Genomic DNA, 18,755 nt, shown 5'->3' with positions numbered 1-18,755 from the left:
GATCGCCACAGACTGAGGAAGACCGCCGATGATCACACTGAACGACTTCGACACTCGGGCGCCGTTCATGGCTCAGCTGAATGAGTCCGGAGACGAGCCCGTCACGATTGTGAACACCATCGTCACGCCTCCCGGCCTGGAGGACGACGTCATCGAGGTATGGCGCCTGGACTCGGAGGTCATGAAGACGAAGGCAGGGAACATCTCCCAGCAACTGTACCGCGGAGAGGCCGGCCGCATCGTCACCAACGTCGCCGACTGGCAGTCCGCGAAGGACCTGCAGAACGCCTTCATGAGTCCCGAGTTCCAGGCCCTGCTCCCGACCTATCCGGACGGATCGGCGGCATACCCGCACCTGGTGCGGCCGGTGGAAGTGCCCGGTGTCTGCCTGGGCGCACCGTGGGAGCAGGAGCCCGCCTCGGCGGCGGGGGAACCGGCTGCCGGCCCATCTGCGATCGAGTACGTCGACTTGTGTCCCGACGTTCCGCTCGCCGAACAATTCCAGGCCACCAATGGCGCCTTCACACTGCTGGACATCTTCGTCGTTCCGGATGGCACGGTCGACCAAGCCATCCACGCGTACCAGAAGACCGGTGCATACATGAAGGGCCGCAACGGGTTCATCCAGGCCCAGCTCTACCGCGGCATCGGGAGCAGCAACGTTCTCGTCAACCTGGCTGTCTGGGAAACCGTTCGTGCCCTGCAGGACACCTTCTTCGACCTGGAGTTCCTGGACGCTCTCGCCCACTACCCGGCCGGAATACGTTGCTTCCGACAAGTGCTCCGCCGCGCCGCCGTGCCCAACGTCTGTGTCGACTAGGCACCTCGTGTCATGCCTGCTGCGGGCGTGACATGTGAAGACAACGCCTAGCCCTCGGGGTTCTCCGACAACGACCCTCCCGCCAAAGGGGGCGTTGGGTGGCTCTCACGACCAAGTTCACCCGAGTAGAAGGAGCGACCATGTCCAAACCTGAACCGACCGTGGCGGAGATCGAGGCCGAGATCATTGAGCTGCTGCGCACCGAGGAGCTCTCAAGCCTGGCCACGATCGACGCCGACGGGTTTCCGTCCTCGGCGAGGATGCACCTCGCCGGCGACGGGCTGATCGTGTACATGCACACCTTCAAGAACACGCGCAAGCACGTCCACATCCGGCGCAATCCCCATGTCAGTTACGACATCGCCTACCTGCCGCCCGACGGCTTCTACGGTCGCTTCACAACCCGATCGCTGCAGATGCAGGGGATCGCCGCGGTCGTCACTGACATCGACGAGATCCGTCACGCCTCGAAGATCAGCCTGGACCAGTTCCCCTGGGCGGCAGACACCTCCCTGTTCAACAACATCAAGCCGCCGGACCAGGGGATGCAGGTCTTCTACCGCATCCAGCCGGTGCGCGGGATGTGGGCCGATGCCCGAGTCAGCCTGTCCTACCGAGCGCTGCTCGAGTTCAGCGAGGACGGGAAGTCGATCGCCCAGGTGTCCGGCTACAAGATGGCGGCCGCGCCTCCGGCGTGAGCCGCTGGCAGCAGGACGGAGACCCGAGGGCGGGGCACAGCAGTCGGCCGCCAGCCACCGAGTGGGCGCTGTCGCACGACGGGATTCGCTCGCGAGAGGATGGGCCCCAGAGCCGTTGCCTTCGAGGTGCGCGGGGAGGTGGAGCCAATGGGGGCTCGCCCGGATCAGTATGTCGACCGGCGTCCATGGCTGACAGACGGGGCTATCGTGCTCGCGCTGTTGGGCGGCGCGATTCTCGGAGCCAATCTCGCCACTCCGGACGGCGACAGACCAAGGAACGTCTGGGTTGCCGAGGTATTGGCTGTGGTGGCATGCCTGGCGCTGTTCAGGGCGCGTCAGCACCCACGCATCACCGTTGTGGTGACGACCGCATGTGTCGTCACCACTGGTGGGATGGGCTACCTCATGACCCCCCTGTTGCTTGCCCCGCTGATGGTCGCCCTCTACTGGCTGGCTGCCAGGACAAGCAGCGCGACGGCCTGGACGTATGGAGGTGCTGCCACGGCGCTGGTAGTGGCAGTTGCGATCGGGTTCCATATCGATGGATCGGTGCTCCTGCGCACCGTGGGACCGGCACTTTGGCTGTTGCTCCCCTTGGCCCTCGGGAGCCGGTCCCAACTTCACCAGGCTTACCTGGACGCCGTCCGCGCGCGGGCCGAGTACGCCGAGCGCACGCGCGACGAGGAAGCACGACTCCGAGTGGCCGGGGAGCGAATGCGCATCGCCCGCGAACTGCACGACGTCGTCGCGCACCACATGGCAGTGGCCAACGCACAGGCGGGCACGGCAGCCCACATGCTCGACATCAGCACGGAGACTTCCAGGAAGCTCTTGACCGACCTACAAGGGACCACCTCGAACGGCATGCTCGAACTACGCGCGACCATCGGTGTCCTACGTCACGCCGACGACGCAGACGCCGACACGTTGGAACCGGCCCCAGGGCTGGCCCAACTCCCGGCCCTCTTGGAAGCCTGCCGCTCTGCTGGGCTCATCGTCGATCTGCAGACTGCAGGAGCGGCTCGAGAACTGCCGCCCGGAGTCGACCTCACCGCCTTCCGCATCATCCAGGAGGCGCTCACGAACGCGACCAAGCACTCCGCGACACCGAAAGCATCTCTGCAGCTCGCCTACGACGCTTCCCGCCTGACGATCCGCGTCTCGAACGAGACCAGCGACGCCTCCTCTCGCCGGGAGGACCACGGCGGCTACGGCATTATCGGAATGCGGGAGCGTGCTCAAGCTGTGGGGGGCCGCTTGGAGATCAACGGCAGCAGCACCGGTTTCGAGGTTCTCACCAGTCTTCCTCTACACATCGGACCGCCTGCACTTCCGCACATCGCAACCGAACCGGGCCGGTGACGCCAACATGACGACGAGAATCCTCCTCGCTGACGACCAAGCCCTGTTGCGAGGGACCTTCAAGATATTGATCGACTCCTGCGACGACCTTGAGGTCGTCGCCGAGGCCGAGGACGGAGCCGAGGCGATCCGCCTGGCTCGCGCCCACCAACCCGACGTCGTCGTGATGGACGTGCGGATGCCGGGCATGGACGGGTTGGCGGCCACTGAGGCAATTTGTGCCGACCCCGCCTTGACCAACACCCGCGTGCTCATCCTCACGACCTTCGAGAACGATGAGCATGTCGCCCGTGCACTCCGCGCAGGCGCCAGTGGCTTCTTGGGAAAATACGTCACGACCAACGCGCTGCTCGAAGGCATACGGATCGTCGCCGCGGGCGAGAGCATGCTGTCCCCGGGGGCGACCAAAGCCCTCATTGCGCAGTTCGTCGCCACCCCGTCGCCGGGCCGGCCGGCCACGACGATCACAACCCCCGGCCTCGCAGATCTGACGAATCGTGAGGTAGAGGTGATGAAGTTGGCCGCCGACGGCAAGTCGAACGACGAAATCGCGGCTGAGCTGCACCTGAGCGTCCTCACCGTGCGAACCCACGTGCAACGTGCGATGGCCAAACTCGGCGCCCGCGATCGCGCCCAGTTCGTCGTCATCGCGTACAAGAACGGATTGATGCCCCCACTACCGGCACGGTCGGCCCGGCGGGATGGTGTTCGTGAACCCGTTGATCTCCACGGCGAAGGCTAGCGTCGAGGGTGGCCGTGGCGAAAACCCTTGGTGGGGCCCTTAAACACCCGGCCCATCGGTCCTGAGCTGGGTTCGTTGGTGCAGACCCTGACCGGTTTCACCGGGGAGTTCTCCTCGGTGGCCGCCTACGAGCGCATCGAACGTGATGTCCTCCAGCGCCGCCTGCTGCTTGCCCTCTTCGCGCTGGGCACGAACATGGGCACCCGGGCGATCGTGGCGACCGGCGAGCACGGCGAGAGCGAGGCCGCGCTGCGGCACGTCCGGCGGCACTTCATCACCGTCGGAAGAACGTCTGTATCTACTCCCGTCCAACTACGTGGACACGCACGGCGCAAGTGTCGTCGGCTTCGCCTTCACCGAGCTGCTCAACCTCTGGGGGCTGATCGAGCAGCAGTACGATCTGATGGTCAAGTACGACACCGCGCTCCGGTTGGGTAAGGCGGAGGCCGAGCAGGTGCCGGCGCTTCGCCCGCGGCGGTCCCAAGCACCCCACCTACCAAGCTCTTGAAGAACTCGGGCGCGCGGTGCGCACGGTCTTCGCTTGTCACTACCTCGCCAGCCCCGGCCTGCGCCGCGAGATCCACGGCGGGCTCCAGGCCGTCGAGAACTGGAACAGTGCGAACACCGTGCTCCACTACGCAAGGACGGCGCCCTGACCGGGTCCTGGCCGAACCGGCCTGGGCGAAAAAGCTGAGCGACGAAGACCGGCACGGCCTGACCGCACTGTTCTGGTCCAAAATCAACCCGTACGGCACCTTCCGCCTGGATGTGAACGAGCGCCTCGACCCGGGGAGTGCGTCCGCCGTACCTCGCCCCCGCACCCCAGCCGACGCTGCCGACCGATCGAGCACGGAGATGCGATGAAGGACTTCCGGATCCCTCACCGACCCCCCGGATCAACAAGGCCGTATGGCGGGCGCTCGACCTGACGCGCGCCTACGCCGCACGCGACCGCGCCGCGATCATCGAGCACCTGGAGCCGGACCACCTGGCGCACACCCGGGGGCATCCTCTCAGCGACGCGTGATCGGGCCGCCGGCCCCGTTTGACCTTGACACGGTGACAAGGTCTTGACTGCTTCCCAAGGAGGTGGTCCCGATGACCATGACGAGAGGGGACACGGATGCGAAGCGAGCGCTCCAGGGGCTGGAGGACAGTCGTTCGTCCGTGCGGCTGCGGGCCGCTCTGGCGGTCGGCACGGCGCCCGCCTCGTGCTTCGTCGACAAACTCATCGAACGATGCGCGATCGAGCCCGAGTTCTTCGTCCGCGACATGCTGACCTGGGCGCTCACCCGCCACCCGGTGTCCCTGACGCTCCCCAAGCTGCTCCGCGAGGTCCGCTCCGAGCGTGCGCAGGCACGCAGCCAGGCGCTGCACACGCTGTCCAAGATCGGGGACCGGCAGGCGTGGCCGGTGATCACCCGGGCACTGTTGTCCGACGCCGATGACGAGGTGGCGCGCAGCGCCTGGCGGGCCGCGGTTGTGCTCGTCCCGGAAGGCGAGGAGCCCGCCCTGGCCACGGTCCTGGCGACGCAGCTCGGGCGCGGTGAGCGGGAGACGCAGCTGAGTCTCAGCCAGGCGCTGGTGGCGCTGGGTGAAGTGGCCGGGCCGGCCCTGCACGCCGCGACGACCGCTGACGACCCGCGCGTGCGTGCGCACGCGCTCGCCACACATCGGCTGCTGCGGGACCCCGACGCCGGATTCGAGCTGGCGATCGAGGAGGCCAAGCGCGTCGCGGCACTCGCCGGAGCCCCCAAGGCAGACGATTGACCTGTGTTGATCGGTGAGGTGGCCAAACGGTCCGGGGTCAGTGCCCGCATGCTCCGGCACTACGAATCGCTGGGCCTCGTGCGGCCTTCGGGCCGTACGGGATCCGGTTATCGGGAGTACTCCGCGGAGGACATCCGGCGGATCTTCCACATCGAGAGCTTGCGGTCGCTGGGTCTGTCGCTGCGTGAGATCGGGCGCGCGCTCGACGATCCCGTTTTCACGCCTTCGGCACTCGTCGGCGACCTCATCCGTCAGACGCGCGATCGCATCGCGGCCGAGACCGAGCTACTCACGCGGCTCCGCCGGATCCATGCCGCGGACCCCGTCGGCTGGGAAGACGTGCTCCAGGTCGTTGCGCTCCTCCAAGCACTGGGGTCGAAGAGCGCCGACGTGCGCCAGCGCGCGGTCCTCTCCTCGGGCGACGAGATTCCGGTGCCAGTGGAGGCCCTGGTCGAGGCGGCACTCAGCGAGTCGGAGCCGAACGTCGCGGGGGCCCTGCGATGGGCGTTGGCGCGATCGGACAACGATCCCGTGGCGATGCTGGCAGAGGGCCTCAGCTCATCGGTGGCCGCGGTGCGGGAGCGTGCCGTTCAGGCCCTCGTCGAGATGCCTGGTGATGAAGCTACCGCGCAGCTGCGGGCTGCCCTTGCGAACCCCGACGCCGTGGTCCGCGGGTATGCGGCTTTGGCGCTCGGTACATGTGGGGTGGCCGATGCGGTCCCGGCGCTCATCGACATGATCGTGGAGGGAAGGAACGACACCGATGCAGCCGATGCACTGAGCGTGCTGGCGAGCGACACCGCGACGGCAGATCAGATCGCGACCAGGCTCGTCGACCGCCTTGCCGACGACACAGCCAAGGCACCTGCACGCGGGCGGCTGACCCAAGCACTGGCGGACATTCCGGGGACGACGGCGTCCCGTGCCCTCGTGGAGCTGTCGCATGACGAGGACCGTGCTGTTGCGCTGACTGCCGCATACCTTCTTGAGCTCCGCGGCGTGGGGTGACCGAATCTCTCCGGTTGCCCCGCACGAGTCCCGCGGGGCGGAGGAGGCCTGGACCCGTCGCCGTCCGCCGAAGGGGGACAGCGGACCAAGGGACGTCGTTCACGCCGCTGGCTCCCGCTCCGGGCGGATCCGACGGAGCCACCTGGATCGGTCCGTCCACCGGCCGCTCTTCACTTTGGTGCGCACCTGGTACCTGACACACCGTTACGGCATCGCGGACACCGCCGAGTTCGTCTCCCTGGCCGAGAAGATCTCCGGACATCAGCTGGGCGACCTGTTGCCGTCGCGGACGCGTTCCGGCGAAACTTCGCCGACGGCAAAGAGGTCGGTGCCGCGTGTGTCGTCTACCGGGACGGGGTCAAGGCCGTAGACCTCTGGGGTGGCTACCGCAACGGCCTGACACGAGAGCCGTGGCAGGAGAACACGCTGGTGCCGGTGTACTCCGCCACCAAGGGGATCGCATCACTGGCGGTCGCAGTCGCCCACGCCCGCGGACTGCTGAGCTACGACGAACGGGTGGCCGCCTACTGGCCCGAGTTCGGCGAGGCCGGCAAGAGTGACGTCACCGTGCGCCAATTGCTGTCGCACCAAGCGGGGCTGCCGGTCATCGACCGGCCGCTGAAGCTGGCGCACCTGGCGGATCCGCAGCTATGCGTCACTGTCGATCGAGAGCCGCGCGGAAAACCTCGACCGCCGGAGTCGCTGGGTGGCCTATGAGTCCGGCGAGGTCGCCGCTGTCGATGAACAGAGCGTCCTCGGCGATGCGCAGGTCGGCGTCGGTCAGCACCTGCGCGAATCCCGTCGGCACGCCGGCCCGCTCCAGGGCGGCGGTGAAGTCCTTCGGTGGGAGGTCCTCGTACCGCACCGGCTTGCCGGCTGCGTCGGACATGGCTGCTGCCAAGCCTGCATACGTGACGGCATCGCCCCCGAGCTCGTAGACGCGTCCGGCGTGGCCCTCTGTCGTGAGCACGGTGGCGGCCGCTTCCGCGAGGTCGGCGCGGGCGGCGCCGGAGACGCGACCTTCGCGGGCGGCACCGTACATGACACCGGTCTCCACGGCACGCGCCAAGTTTGGTATGTAGTTCTCCCAGTACCAGCCGTTGCGCAAGAACGTGTGCGGCACGTTGGCATCGGCGAGCGCCGCCTCGGTTGCCTTGTGGTCCTGCGCCATGACCATCTGGTTGCGATGCGCATTCGGGATGCTGGTGTAGGCGAGAAGCTCTAGATGCGCCCGCTCGGCGGCGCGAATCACGTTGACGTGCTGACCAACCCGGACGCCGAAGTCGCTGCCCGAGACAAGCAGGAGTCTCTGGACGCCCGTGAGTGCCTTGTCGAGCAGTCTCGGGTCGTCGTACGTCGCTTGTCGGACGTCTACGCCCCGTTCTGCCAGCTTGGCGGCACTGGCACGGTTTCGAACGATGGCTACTACCGGCGTATCCGTGAGCAGAAGCGCCTCGACGACGAGGCGTCCCAGCTGTCCGCTGGCACCGGTTACCGCGACAGTCATTACTTCCTCCATGGTGAACCGCGCTGACGTGCAGGGGCGCAGGGGGAGGGGTCTGACTCGCGCACCAACCTGCGATCAGGGCCCCGCAAGACGGGTGGCGCCACTGTTGGAAGTGTTTCGGAGCCGGGCCTATAAATCAACCAACTTGACATGTGTGGGTGAAGCCCTTGACATGCGACCACCACCGCCGAGAGCATCAACAAGGTTGATATACGGCGTGTGGATGGGAGTGGCCATGATCGACCAGCAGCAGTTCCGCGACGTGATGTCTGGTGTGTGCACTCCGGTCACGATCGTCACCTCCGCTGTCGACGGTGTCCCCTTCGGGACGACGGTGGGTTCATTCGCCTCCCTGTCGCTGGATCCGCCGCTGATCAGCCTCGCCCTGGACCGTCGCTCGTCGCTCCTCGCTCCGATCCAGACCGCCGGGCGCTTCGCGGTCAACATCCTCGGCCAGACGCAGGACGACCTCGCGGCGGTCTTCGCACGCCGGGACGTCGACCGATTCGGCGCGACTGACTGGTACTTCGAGCGCGGGCTCCCGCGACTGACCGACGCTCCCAGCTGGATGGAGTGCGGCCTGCACCAGACGGTGGAGGCCGGTGATCACTTGCTGCTGCTCGGCCTGGTGCGGTCGGCCAGGAGTCGTGGCGCCGTCGCCCCGCTCGTCTACGCCAACCGCACCTTCGGCACCCACTCACGCTTCTGCGAGCGGTCACGCCCGGACATCGTCGACCTCATCGCCGCGTGCGCCCGCTGACATCACCGACCAGCCCATCAGATCGACCGCGGGCCGACCTCGCGTCCCGACTCGACGGCGTCAAAGGAGACACCTTCATGACCACTGTGACCGACCGTTCCTTCGGCACCGGTGGCGTCCCGACCACAGCCGAGCTGCTCGCGCGCATCGCCGAGATCCAGCCGCTGATACGCAAGAACGCCCCTCAAGGTGAGCAGGACCGCCGGGTCGTCGAGGAGAGCATCCAGGCTTGTCGCGACGCCGGCCTGTTCAAGGTTGCGCAGCCCAAGCGCTACGGCGGGTACGAGACGTCGATGCGCACGATGCTCGACGTTTCGGCCGCCGTTGGGGAAGCTGACGGCGGAACCGCCTGGGTGGTCGCCCTGCTCAACGTGTGCGCATGGATGACGGGGCTCTTCCCGCAACAGGCCCAGGACGACGTGTGGGCCGATGATCCCGACGCCCTGGTCTCGGGCGTGCTCACTCCGTCCTCCGAGTCCCGCAGGGTGGAGGGCGGCTACCAGGTCACCGGACGTTGGTTCTGGAACTCCGGTTCGTACCACGCCTCGTGGGCCGTGCTCGGCATCCCGGTCACTGATGACCAGGGTGAGGTCGTCGACCAGGGGCTGGTCCTGGTCCCGCGCAGCGACCTCTCATTCGAGGAGACCTGGTTCGTCGCCGGGATGAAGTCCACCGGCAGCAACTGCCTGACCGCCACGGACGTTTTCGTACCCGACCACCGCGTGATCTCGGTGCCACAGGCGATCGAAGGCAACTACGGCACCGAGCGGACAGAGGAGGTGATGTTCCGGTCGCCGTTCGTGCCCTTCCTCGCCCTCGTGCTGACCGGCACGCAGCTCGGCCTGGGCCGCGCGGCGCTGGACATCGTCCGAGCGAATGCCGCGAAGAAGCCTGTTTCGTACACCTTCTACACCACGCAGGCGGACTCGGTCGCCTTCCAGCTCCAGCTGGCCGAAGCCGCCATGATGATCGACACCGCCCATCTCCACGCCTACCGGGCAGCTGACGACATCGACCGGGCGGCCGCGGCCGGCGAGTACCCGGACCACCTTGCCCGCGCCCGCGTCCGTGCCGACACCGGATGGATCGTCGACCACATCACGAAGGCGATCGACATCCTGCTCACCGCTCACGGCGCGGGGAGCTTTGCCGAGGCCAACCCGCTCCAGCGGATCTGGCGCGACTCCGCGGTCGCCGCCCGCCACGCCGTGGCCACCCCCGCCATCGGCTACGAGGTCTACGGCAAAGCCCTGCTCGACCGCGACGACCACATCACCCCGCTGGTCTGAGACACCACTCCTCACTCGACCTGGAGTCGTCCGCATGCGCGTTGCCAACCTGAAGGGCCGTCTCGTCGTCGTCACCGGCGATCCCGGGCACGAGATCGCCCACGACGTCGAAAAGGCCAGTGGAGGCCGGTTCGGGCCCGACCCGCAAGGCGTCTACCAGGACTGGGGTGCCTTTACCGCCTGGGCGGCGACGGCCGGCTGGGAGAAGGGCTCCCCGTTCTCGGCCGACGACCTTGACTCGCCAGTGCCCGCACCGAGACAGGTCTTCGCGATCGGGCTCAATTACAGCGAGCACGCGGCGGAGGCCGGGTACGACGCGCCCACGATGACGCCGCCGGTGTTCACCAAGTTCCCCAGCTGCATCACAGGGCCCCGAGCCGACATCGAGATTCCGCAGGGGGGTCATGTCGACTGGGAGGTTGAGCTCGTAGTCGTCATCGGTCGCCATGCCCTTCGTGTGTCTGCCGGGGATGCGTTCCACTTCGTCGCGGGCTACTCGGTGGGGCAGGACATTTCCGAGCGGGTTCTCCAGATGGCGGCAACGCCGCCGCAGTTCAGCATGGGCAAGTCACTGCCCGGCTTCGGACCCGTCGGGCCATGGCTGGTGACCTTGGACGAGCTCGCCGACCCGGACGACCTCGAGCTGGGTTGCGCGATCAACGGGGAGCCGGTGCAGCTCGGCCGTACCAGCAACCTGATCTTCTCCGTCCCGGCGCTGGTCGCCACTCTCTCGGCGAGCACTCCGCTGCTGCCCGGTGACGTCATATTCACCGGCACACCGTCCGGTGTCGGCATCGGCCGTGATCCGCAGCGCTGGCTGGCTGACAGTGACGTACTCACCAGCCATGTCGAAGGCATCGGCGAGCTGCGGAATCGCATGGTCGCTGCCACACCGAGCACCACCTGAGTCGCACCTCTGAGAGGAGAGACCCCGATGGCTCTGCACCGCCTGACGTCCATCACCATGGGCGTCCCACGTGTGGACGAGGTCGCCACGTACTACGAGGAGTTCGGGCTCATCCCCGAGGCCGTCTCGGAGGGGGAACGCTGGTTCGCCACCCGGGACGGTGGCCGGCAGCTGCACATCGTCCATGCCCCGACTCGGCGACTGGTCGACGTGCACGTCGGTGTCGACGACGAGGACGACCTCGGACGCGCCACCCACAATCTGCAACGCATGGGGATCACGGTCGACCGGGGCCCTTGCTGGATCAGCGCTGTCGAGAGGGCTACAGGGACCCGCGCGTTCCTGGAGATCGCACCCCGTGTCGTGCAGGACAGCCACCCCGGCACTCCGTACAACGGGCCCGGACGCTACGAACGCACCGGAGACCGTGCGCCGGGCGTGCTGCGGACCGATCGGGTCAGGCCTCGAAAGCTCGGCCATGCTGTCCTCGGCACAACCGACTACGCCGTCACCCAGGGGTTCTTCGTCGACGGCCTCGGCTTCAGGATCAGCGACCACATCAAGGGTGCCGGCACCTTCATGCGCTGCTCGACCGATCACCACAACATCCTCGTGCTCTCCGCGCCAGTGCCGTTCCTGCACCACACCTCATGGCAAGTCGACGACATCGACGACGTCGGCCGCGGAGCGCACGCCATGCTCGAGGACCATCCCGAACGGCATGTCTGGGGACTCGGGCGCCACTACGGGGGCTCCAACTTCTTCTGGTACCTGAAGGATCCAGCGGGCAACTTCAGCGAGTACTACTCCGACATGGACTGCATCGTCGACGACCAACTGTGGACACCGCAGGACCTCGAGGGCGCCCAGGGCCTCTACTCGTGGGGACCGCCACCACCGCCGTCGTTCCTGCACCCGGATGACCTCGCAGCCCTGATGACCGGAGCCCACTCCGGCTGACAGCGATGGGCGACTCCGAATATGGAGCCGTGGCCTCGAAGCCGTCGAGGCCAAGCCGGATGCGGCCTGTCGTGCCCTCGAAGGACGAACCGGCTTGCGTGTACTGCCACGGCAGTAGGCGACTGCCAGCAGCGGCACGACGACTGGAAGGGCCCTGCTCGGGAAGCCTGAATTCGAGACAGGCTGTGCCATGCCTTTGGCCAAGGCCTCGTGTGTCGGTTACGCCTGGCGGCCGACAACGGCCGACCGCTGTTCACGTGCCCGCGTGAGCTGCTCCACCTGCCTTCGCTCGGAATCCCGCACCAGGAGGCAGAACCTCAGATGAGAACTCGTACATGGCTCGGAGTGGGGGCGGCCTTCGCATGCGGCGCGCTGCTCACCGCGGTCGGAATCGGTTGGGGCGAGGGCGGTGCCGCCTCGTCGCTCTTCACACCCCCGAACGGGCCCTACGTGGCGCTGGGTGACTCATACACGGCCGGCCCGAAGATCCCCGGCCAGACGGGGGAGCCCGCGGGCTGTGGCCGCTCCGATCGGAACTATCCGGCGTCGGTCGCGGACGGGCTCGGTCTGGAGGCAGCCGAGTTCCGCGACGTGAGCTGCAGCGGGGCCACCATGGACGACCTGTTCGCGCCGCAGTCCACGGGCAACGGGGTCAACCCGGCCCAGTTGTCCGCTGTTTCCACCTCGACCCGGCTGGTCACCCTCGGCATCGGTGGCAACGACATCGGATTCAGCTCGCTGATCACGACGTGCGTCACGGCCGGCGTCCGGGACCAGGTGGAGAACTGGCTAGGGGATAGGAAGGCGAAGGAAGCGCCGTGCCGGGAGCGGTACGTCTCCGCCGGTACCGACGAGGTCGGGGTGAAGATCAAGGCAGCGGGCGAGCGGCTGTCCGGCGCGCTGAGCGACATCAAGCGCCGCGCGCCGAAGGCCCGGGTGTACGTCGTCGGATATCCCGCGATTCTGCCGGCCAAGGACGCCGCCTGCGGACCCGTGATGGGGCTGGTGCCGGGCGATGTGGGTTTCCTTCGACAGAAGCAGCAGCAGCTCAACGCCATCCTGCGCGTCACCGCGCGCGCCGCCGGAGCCGTGTACGTCGACACCTACACACCCTCCGTGGGCCGAGACGCCTGCTCGGACCCGGACACACGCTGGGTCGAGCCTCTGATCCCGATGGCTCCGGCGGCGCCGGTGCACCCCAATGAGCTCGGCGAGCGCGGGATGGCGCACGCCGTGCTGCGCGCGGTCAGAGTGCCGAGCTGACGGGGGGCAGGTTCATGGAGATGGAGACGACGGCCCGGACTCGTACCGCAGTTTCAGCCCGCGTGGCTTCTGCGGCGGCGCCGCGAGCTCCGACGGTCGGCCCACGGAGCCGCCTCGAGCGCTACTCGTAGCGCCATCCGCATGTGGTGGACACAGCGATGCTGGCGCTGTTTGCATGTCACGCCGGATCCGGTTCTCCGCCGTAGAACACGCCCCTTCCGTGCCCTACTTCACATGATCTGCGAGGAAGCAATCATCAGGAGCTAGGGAAGCAGCACGGTGAAGCGGGCACCTTCGTCGGGCGCCGTCCTGAGTTCGACGCGGCCGCCGTGGGCCTCCAGGATTGCGGCGGTGATGGCCAGGCCAAGTCCGGTGCCGCCGCGTGTGCGGGAGCGCGCCTCGTCGACCCGGTAGAACCGATCGAAGATGTTCGGCGCGGCCTCCAACGGCACGCCAGGCCCTTCGTCGACTACTTCCAGCACGAGGCGACCGCGCGATTCCAGAACTCCCGCCACGGCCACAGGAGGTTCTGACCGTTCGGCGGGCATGCCTACGCGGACGTGCACGGGCGTGCTGGGCGGCGTGTGTGCGATGGCGTTGCTGACGAGGTTCGTGATCACTTGGCGCATCCGGTGTTCGTCCACCGTGACCCGGATCGGTTTTTCGGCGCTTTCGAGGAACAGTGGCCGTTTCGGGTCGCGGACCTTTGCGTCGTGCACGGCGTCCTCGACGAGTGTGCGAAGGTCGAGTTCGGCCAGGTCAAGGGCGCGTTCCTGGTCGAGGCGGGCCAGCAGCAGCATGTCGTCCACAAGACGGCTCATCCGGATCGCCTCGCCCTCGATCCGGCCCATCAGCCGGTCCACATCGGCCCGGTCCGGCGCGCCGCCGCAGCGGTTCAGCTCGGCGAAGCCACGGATCGACGTCAGCGGGGTGCACAGTTCGTGCGAGGCGTCCGCCACGAACCTGCGCAGGCGCTCCTCGGACCGTTCCCGCTGGCGCAGCGCAGAAGAAAGCCTGCCCACCATGGTGTTCAGCGCGCCACCGAGCCGACCGACCTCGGTACGTGAATCAGACGCGACCCGCAGATCGAGGTGGCCGCCGGCGATGTCCTCCACGGTCTTCTCGATCTTGGTCAGGGGGCGCAGTCCCAGCAGTACCAGCAGGAACCCGACCCCGCCGAGGACGAGCAGCAGCGCGACTCCGACCCCGACCTCGATCCAGATGAGCTGCGTCACGGTCGCCTCGGTGGTCTCCGTCGACTGGGCGGCCACGATGATCCGCTGCTCGCCGGACATCATCTGCTGCGTCACCATGACCCGCCAGTCGGCACCGCCCTGCTTGTCGTGGACCATGAACAGGCGCTCGTCGTACTGGTCGAGGTTGGTCGAGTTGATCTCTGGCCATACCGGCCCAACCGCGCCAGCCGGGGCGGACATCTGCGGCTTTCCGTTGGGGTGCAGCACTCGGATCGCGAAATCCGTGGGCAGACCGTCAGAGTTGCGCCCAGGGTCCTCCGGGGACGGCGTCGACTGTTCCGGGCGGCCGTCCACTTGGTCCACGAGGTCCCTGAGCTGGTCGTCCATCCGGGCGATCATCGACTGGCGGATCAGCACGACGCTCGTGACCGCGATGCTGCCCAGGCCGAGGGCGGCCAGCACGAGCAACGCCATGATCAGCCGCGCCCGTAGTGTCCACGGTCTGCGCCAGCGGTTCTTGCTCATCGTTCTTCCCTGGGCAGCCGCAGTGAGTAGCCGATGCCCCGGATGGTGTGGATCAGCGGAGGTTCCACCGAGTCGATCTTGCGGCGCAGATAGCTGATGTACGACTCGACGATCCGGCCGTCCCCGCCGAATTCATAGCTCCACACCCGGTCGAGGATCTGCGGTTTGCTGACCACCCGCTCGGCGTTGACCATCAGGTACCGCAACAGGTTGAACTCGGTGGGCGACAGCCGGACCAGCCGACCGGCCCGGTGGACCTCGTGGGCGTCCTCGTCGAGCACGAGATCGGCGTACCGGAGGGTGCCGTCGTCCTGCGGGATGTCGGTGCCGCTGCCCGTGCGCCGGAGGATCGCCCACAGCCGCAGTACCACTTCCTCCAGGCTGAACGGCTTGGTCACATAGTCGTCGCCACCGGCTGTCAGGCCCGCGATCCGGTCTTCCACGGCGCCCCGTGCGGTCAGGAAGAGCACTGGCAGTCGGTCATGCACCGTACGGAGGCTGTGGGCGAGGCTGAAGCCGTCGGTGTCGGGCAGCATCACGTCCAGAATGACGATGTCCGGCCGGACGTGCCGGGCCGTGGCCAGCGCTTCGGCTCCGCAGTTCGCCGCGTGCACGGTGAACCCGCTGAGCCGGAGCGCTGCCGACAACAGCTCCAGGATGTTCGGTTCGTCGTCCACTACGAGGACGGTCGTCTCGCCACGTTGATGCTGGTCCACTTGACCAGCATCAACGACGAACCTGGGAACTTGCTGGGAACGCTGTGATTCACGCGTCCGTGCACTCGTGCAGCGTCCCGCTCTCGCCCGCTGTGAGCACGGGCTTGCAGTTCTGCTCGATCCACTTGGACCGCTCGATGACCGTCTTTTCGTCCGTCATCATCATCCCGCCGCCGGTGAGAACGAACCGCAGCCTGCCCTCACGCACCCAGGTGGACAACTGGTCCACCGAGGGCACCGGGTCTTTGCCGTCGAACCCGCCCATGCCGACCACGGTCTCGTTGGTGGCGACGATGTACACCCCCGCGGACTGGGAGCCGCCCTCGACCGCGAGCGTGATTTTGGTTCCGGACGCATGCGACTTGGCGTAGTCCAGGACCTTGCGTTGGTCCGCGGTGAGTTTTCCGCTGTCCCAGCCGACAGGCATCTCCTCCTCTGCCGGCCCTGCGGCCGGCAGGCTCGCGATGGCGGTGGTGGAGACCGCACCGGCAGCCGACCATACGGCAGGTGCCAGCAGCACCGCGCCGAGCCCGAGCGCGAGCGCGAGCTTGGGGACTTTGCGCAGCATTAGGGCCAGGATCGCGGCCAGCGCGACGATCAGCACTGCGTACCGTAGCCAGCCGTGCCATGAGGTGTCCCGGGAGATGAGCACCCACGCCCAGGCCGCGGTCACCGCGACGCCGGCGGGCAGCACGAACCGGCCCAGTCCCTCGCGCTGTTGGTACTTCTGGAACGCCCACATGGTGCCTGCGCCGACCAGTGCGCCGATCGCGGGTGCCATAAGGGTGGTGTAGTACGGGTGGAAGACGCCTTTCTGGTTGCTGAACACGAGGGCGTTCACCAGGAGCCAGCCGCCCCACAGCACCCAGCCTGCCCGGTGGGCGGGGTCCGCCGGGGCGGAGCGGCGCAGCCGCCGGAAGCCGAGCACCGCCGCGAACGCCAGCGCGATCAGCGCCAGCGGCAGCAGCCAGCTGATCTGCCCGCCGACCGCGTCGCCGAACATCCGGCCCGCACCGGGCGGGCCGCCGAACGAGGCGCCGCCTGCGCCGGGGCCGCCCCCGCCGGGGCCGCCTCCGCCGCCGGTGGCCGCCGCCCCGCCGTTGCCGTTCCCTTCACCGCCGAACACGCGGCCGAGCCCGTTGTAGCCCAGGATCAGGTCCAGGGCCGTGCCGTCGGTGCTGCCGCCGACGTAGGGCTTCTTACCCGGCCACAGTCCGCATGCCGCGACCCACCACACTGAACTCGCCAGCAGCACCACGGCCGCACCGGCCAGGTCGAGCACCTGACGGCGCCAGTGCGCCTTGCTGCCGGCCAGGTATGCGGCGAAGAAGGCAGGAATGACGATGTACGCGGCCGCCATCTTCGCCAGGAAGCCGCACCCGAGCAGGAACGCCGTGAACAACAGCCACTTCGTCCTTGTGCGTGGTTCCAGCGCTTTCATCGCACGGGTGAAGGTGTAAGCCGCCGCGACGAGCGTGAGGACGAGCATGGTGTCGGTGTTGTTCGTGCGGGTGATCGCCACAGTGACCGGCGTGAGCGCGAAGACCAACGCGGCGATCAGCGCGGCGTTCTCCCCCGCCCACATCCGGACTGTCCGGTGCAGCAGGAAGATCGCCGCGACGCCTTCAACCACCTGCGGCAGCAGCACGGACCACTGGTGGAAGCCGAAGATCTTCACCGAGACCACCTGCGGCCACAACGCCAGCGGCGGTTTGTCGATCGTGACCGCACCGGCCGGGTCGAACGAACCGAACAGGAAGTTCGTGAAGTTCGATGACATCGACTTGACCGCGGCCGAGTAGTACGTGTTGCCCCAGTTGTCGGTCCACATCACCCAGCCGTACAGCACCGTCCCGAGTACGAGGATCGCGATGAGCGCGTACGCCGGCCGGGGCTGGGAACGTTGCCGTGTCGGTTCGATGTGCACTGTCGGTTGGGCTTGGCCGGTATCGGCGGTCGTCATGCGTTTCCCTTTTCGTGTTTGAAGACCCAGCCACGCAGCAGGACGAACCGGCCGGCCGTGCCGAGCACGGACGCGCCGAGCAGCACGACCAGTTCGAGGAGACGCGAGGGTTCGGCCACTGCCGAGTGCAGGACGAGCAGCGCGGTCGATGTGAACGCGTAATAGAGGCCAAAGACGATGAGTCCTTGCAGGTGCGCTCTGCCGGACGAGCCACGGGAGCCGAGGAACGTGAACCGCCGATTGGCCTCGGTGTTGAATATCGTGGTGACCACGAGCGCCAGCAGATTCGCTGCCAACGGATGCATCGTCGGCCGCAAGAGCGCGTAGAGCACGAGAGTGACCGCTGTGGACAAGAGTCCGATCGCGCCGAACGACAGCAGTTGCCAGAGCAGACCCGGGTCCCGTCGCGACAACACCGCGTCCGGGTGGGCCGCTTGGGGTTCCGGACGCCGCGGCAGGTCAGCAACTCTTGCCGTGCCGGCGGCCTTCGCCCGCGCCACCCGGATCAGACCCCGGATGTCCTCGAGCGCGGTCGATCGGATCCTGACCCGGGTGTCGATGTCCTCGACCCAGTCGACCGGAACCTCGTGCACCCGTAGTCCATTGTGCTCGGCCAACAGCAGCAGTTCGGTGTCGAAGAACCAGTTGTCGTCCTTGATGTGGCCGAGCAGCGGGCGGATCACGTCCGTGCGCGCGGCCTTGAAGCCGCACTGGGCGTCGGAGAACTTCGCGCCGTGGCTGAGCCGAATGAGCGCGTTGTAACCCCGGGAGATCAGCTCACGCTTCGGACCGCGAACGGTTCTCGAGCTCGGGGCGAGCCGCGAGCCGATCGAGACGTCCGAGTGGCCGTTGACCAGCGGAGCCACCAGGGGCAGCAGCGCGTCGAGGCCGGTCGACAGGTCGACGTCCATATAGGCCACCACGTCGGCGTCGCTCCATTGCCACGCGGTACGCAGGGCACGGCCACGGCCCTTCTCGTCGAGATGCAGCACACGGACCTGATCCGTCGCTTCGGTCAGCTCGTTGGCGATCGCCAGGGTGGCGTCGGTGCTGGCGTTGTCGACGATGGTGATGGTCCACTCGAACGGCAACTGTTCGTCCAAGTAGGACTTCAGGACGTCCACGCAGCCGCGCAGCGCGCGTTCCTCGTTGTACACCGGGATCACGACGTCGACCGTGCTGGTCTTGGTCGCACCGGTCAGGTCCGGCGGTATCGCCGGGGCAGGGGTGCCAGTCATGACAACAGGTGTGCCAGGCGTAACCGCAAGC

Annotated in this window: 19 protein-coding genes and 2 pseudogenes; 16 read left to right on the top strand and 5 right to left on the bottom strand. The window is 67.4% G+C overall.

The annotated features are described in order from the left end of the window. The first annotated feature begins 28 nt into the window (after positions 1–28). The 11 genes and pseudogenes from OG828_RS08885 to OG828_RS08835 all read left to right on the top strand — a co-directional run bounded on the left by OG828_RS08885 (position 29) and on the right by OG828_RS08835 (position 7,117). The gene (locus tag OG828_RS08885) at positions 29–820 is read left to right on the top strand and encodes an antibiotic biosynthesis monooxygenase family protein (protein WP_328500729.1); all 792 of its coding nucleotides are present in this window, start codon (positions 29–31) and stop codon (positions 818–820) included. Positions 821–960: 140 nt separating this feature from the next. Beyond that, entirely contained in the window at positions 961–1,518 is a 558-nt protein-coding gene (locus tag OG828_RS08880; protein ID WP_328500728.1) for a pyridoxamine 5'-phosphate oxidase family protein, read from the top strand. A 207-nt stretch (positions 1,519–1,725) separates the two neighbouring features. Further along, entirely contained in the window at positions 1,726–2,880 is a 1,155-nt protein-coding gene (locus OG828_RS08875) for a sensor histidine kinase (protein WP_328437401.1), read from the top strand. A 7-nt stretch (positions 2,881–2,887) separates the two neighbouring features. Further along, a complete protein-coding gene (locus OG828_RS08870; protein WP_328500727.1) occupies positions 2,888–3,622 on the top strand; it encodes a response regulator transcription factor in 735 nt (244 codons plus the stop codon). A gap of 30 nt (positions 3,623–3,652) precedes the next feature. Next, positions 3,653–3,847: pseudogene (locus OG828_RS08865) on the top strand (hypothetical protein); the annotation flags it as partial. 91 nt (positions 3,848–3,938) lie between these two features. Then, complete coding sequence (locus tag OG828_RS08860) at positions 3,939–4,130, top strand: hypothetical protein (protein ID WP_328505066.1); 192 nt, start codon at positions 3,939–3,941, stop codon at positions 4,128–4,130. Positions 4,131–4,140: 10 nt separating this feature from the next. Next, positions 4,141–4,278 (top strand): annotated as a pseudogene (locus OG828_RS08855) (Tn3 family transposase); the annotation flags it as partial. Between the two features lie 137 nt (positions 4,279–4,415). Then, positions 4,416–4,649, top strand: coding sequence for a hypothetical protein (locus OG828_RS08850; protein ID WP_328500726.1), 234 nt, complete (start codon positions 4,416–4,418; stop codon positions 4,647–4,649). A gap of 71 nt (positions 4,650–4,720) precedes the next feature. After that, positions 4,721–5,392 (top strand): HEAT repeat domain-containing protein, encoded by a 672-nt coding sequence (locus OG828_RS08845; protein ID WP_328500725.1) that lies wholly within the window; start codon positions 4,721–4,723, stop codon positions 5,390–5,392. 3 nt (positions 5,393–5,395) lie between these two features. Continuing rightward, entirely contained in the window at positions 5,396–6,400 is a 1,005-nt protein-coding gene (locus OG828_RS08840; RefSeq protein ID WP_328500724.1) for a MerR family transcriptional regulator, read from the top strand. 48 nt (positions 6,401–6,448) lie between these two features. Then, positions 6,449–7,117 carry a serine hydrolase domain-containing protein gene (locus OG828_RS08835; protein WP_328504826.1) on the top strand — a complete coding sequence of 223 codons (669 nt, stop codon included), beginning with the start codon at positions 6,449–6,451 and terminating at the stop codon, positions 7,115–7,117. Here OG828_RS08835 and OG828_RS08830 read toward each other — a convergent pair. Next, positions 7,056–7,907: an SDR family oxidoreductase gene (locus OG828_RS08830; RefSeq protein WP_328500723.1), complete on the bottom strand. Its 852-nt coding sequence runs from the start codon at positions 7,905–7,907 to the stop codon at positions 7,056–7,058. The genes OG828_RS08835 and OG828_RS08830 overlap by 62 nt on opposite strands. A 235-nt stretch (positions 7,908–8,142) precedes the next feature. Here OG828_RS08830 and OG828_RS08825 point away from each other — a divergent pair, with 235 nt between their 5' ends. The 5 genes from OG828_RS08825 (at position 8,143) to OG828_RS08805 (ending at position 13,086) form a co-directional block, all read left to right on the top strand. Next, positions 8,143–8,667, top strand: coding sequence for a flavin reductase family protein (locus OG828_RS08825; protein ID WP_328352149.1), 525 nt, complete (start codon positions 8,143–8,145; stop codon positions 8,665–8,667). A 77-nt stretch (positions 8,668–8,744) separates the two neighbouring features. Continuing rightward, positions 8,745–9,956 (top strand): acyl-CoA dehydrogenase family protein, encoded by a 1,212-nt coding sequence (locus OG828_RS08820; protein ID WP_328352146.1) that lies wholly within the window; start codon positions 8,745–8,747, stop codon positions 9,954–9,956. A 34-nt stretch (positions 9,957–9,990) separates the two neighbouring features. Then, positions 9,991–10,863: a fumarylacetoacetate hydrolase family protein gene (locus tag OG828_RS08815; RefSeq protein ID WP_328437395.1), complete on the top strand. Its 873-nt coding sequence runs from the start codon at positions 9,991–9,993 to the stop codon at positions 10,861–10,863. Positions 10,864–10,890: 27 nt separating this feature from the next. Further along, positions 10,891–11,823: a VOC family protein gene (locus OG828_RS08810; RefSeq protein ID WP_328352141.1), complete on the top strand. Its 933-nt coding sequence runs from the start codon at positions 10,891–10,893 to the stop codon at positions 11,821–11,823. Positions 11,824–12,144: 321 nt separating this feature from the next. After that, positions 12,145–13,086, top strand: coding sequence for an SGNH/GDSL hydrolase family protein (locus tag OG828_RS08805; RefSeq protein ID WP_328500722.1), 942 nt, complete (start codon positions 12,145–12,147; stop codon positions 13,084–13,086). Positions 13,087–13,349: 263 nt separating this feature from the next. On the opposite strand, the gene OG828_RS08800 is transcribed toward OG828_RS08805, so the two are convergent. Genes OG828_RS08800 through OG828_RS08785 form a run of 4 tightly spaced genes read right to left on the bottom strand, consistent with a single transcriptional unit; the run spans position 13,350 to position 18,724 of the window. Then, positions 13,350–14,807 carry a HAMP domain-containing sensor histidine kinase gene (locus OG828_RS08800; protein ID WP_328500721.1) on the bottom strand — a complete coding sequence of 486 codons (1,458 nt, stop codon included), beginning with the start codon at positions 14,805–14,807 and terminating at the stop codon, positions 13,350–13,352. Then, positions 14,804–15,523, bottom strand: a complete 720-nt coding sequence (locus OG828_RS08795; protein WP_328352135.1) for a response regulator transcription factor — start codon at positions 15,521–15,523, stop codon at positions 14,804–14,806. The genes OG828_RS08800 and OG828_RS08795 overlap by 4 nt, the downstream gene beginning before the upstream one ends. A gap of 49 nt (positions 15,524–15,572) precedes the next feature. Next, complete coding sequence (locus tag OG828_RS08790; RefSeq protein WP_328500720.1) at positions 15,573–17,486, bottom strand: ArnT family glycosyltransferase; 1,914 nt, start codon at positions 17,484–17,486, stop codon at positions 15,573–15,575. Further along, positions 17,483–18,724, bottom strand: coding sequence for a glycosyltransferase (locus OG828_RS08785; protein WP_443062495.1), 1,242 nt, complete (start codon positions 18,722–18,724; stop codon positions 17,483–17,485). The genes OG828_RS08790 and OG828_RS08785 overlap by 4 nt, the downstream gene beginning before the upstream one ends. Between the last annotated feature and the right edge of the window lie 31 nt (positions 18,725–18,755).

This window comes from Streptomyces sp. NBC_00457 (assembly GCF_036014015.1).
GTDB lineage: Bacteria > Actinomycetota > Actinomycetes > Streptomycetales > Streptomycetaceae > Streptomyces.
This window is presented reverse-complemented; position numbering and strand designations above follow the sequence as displayed.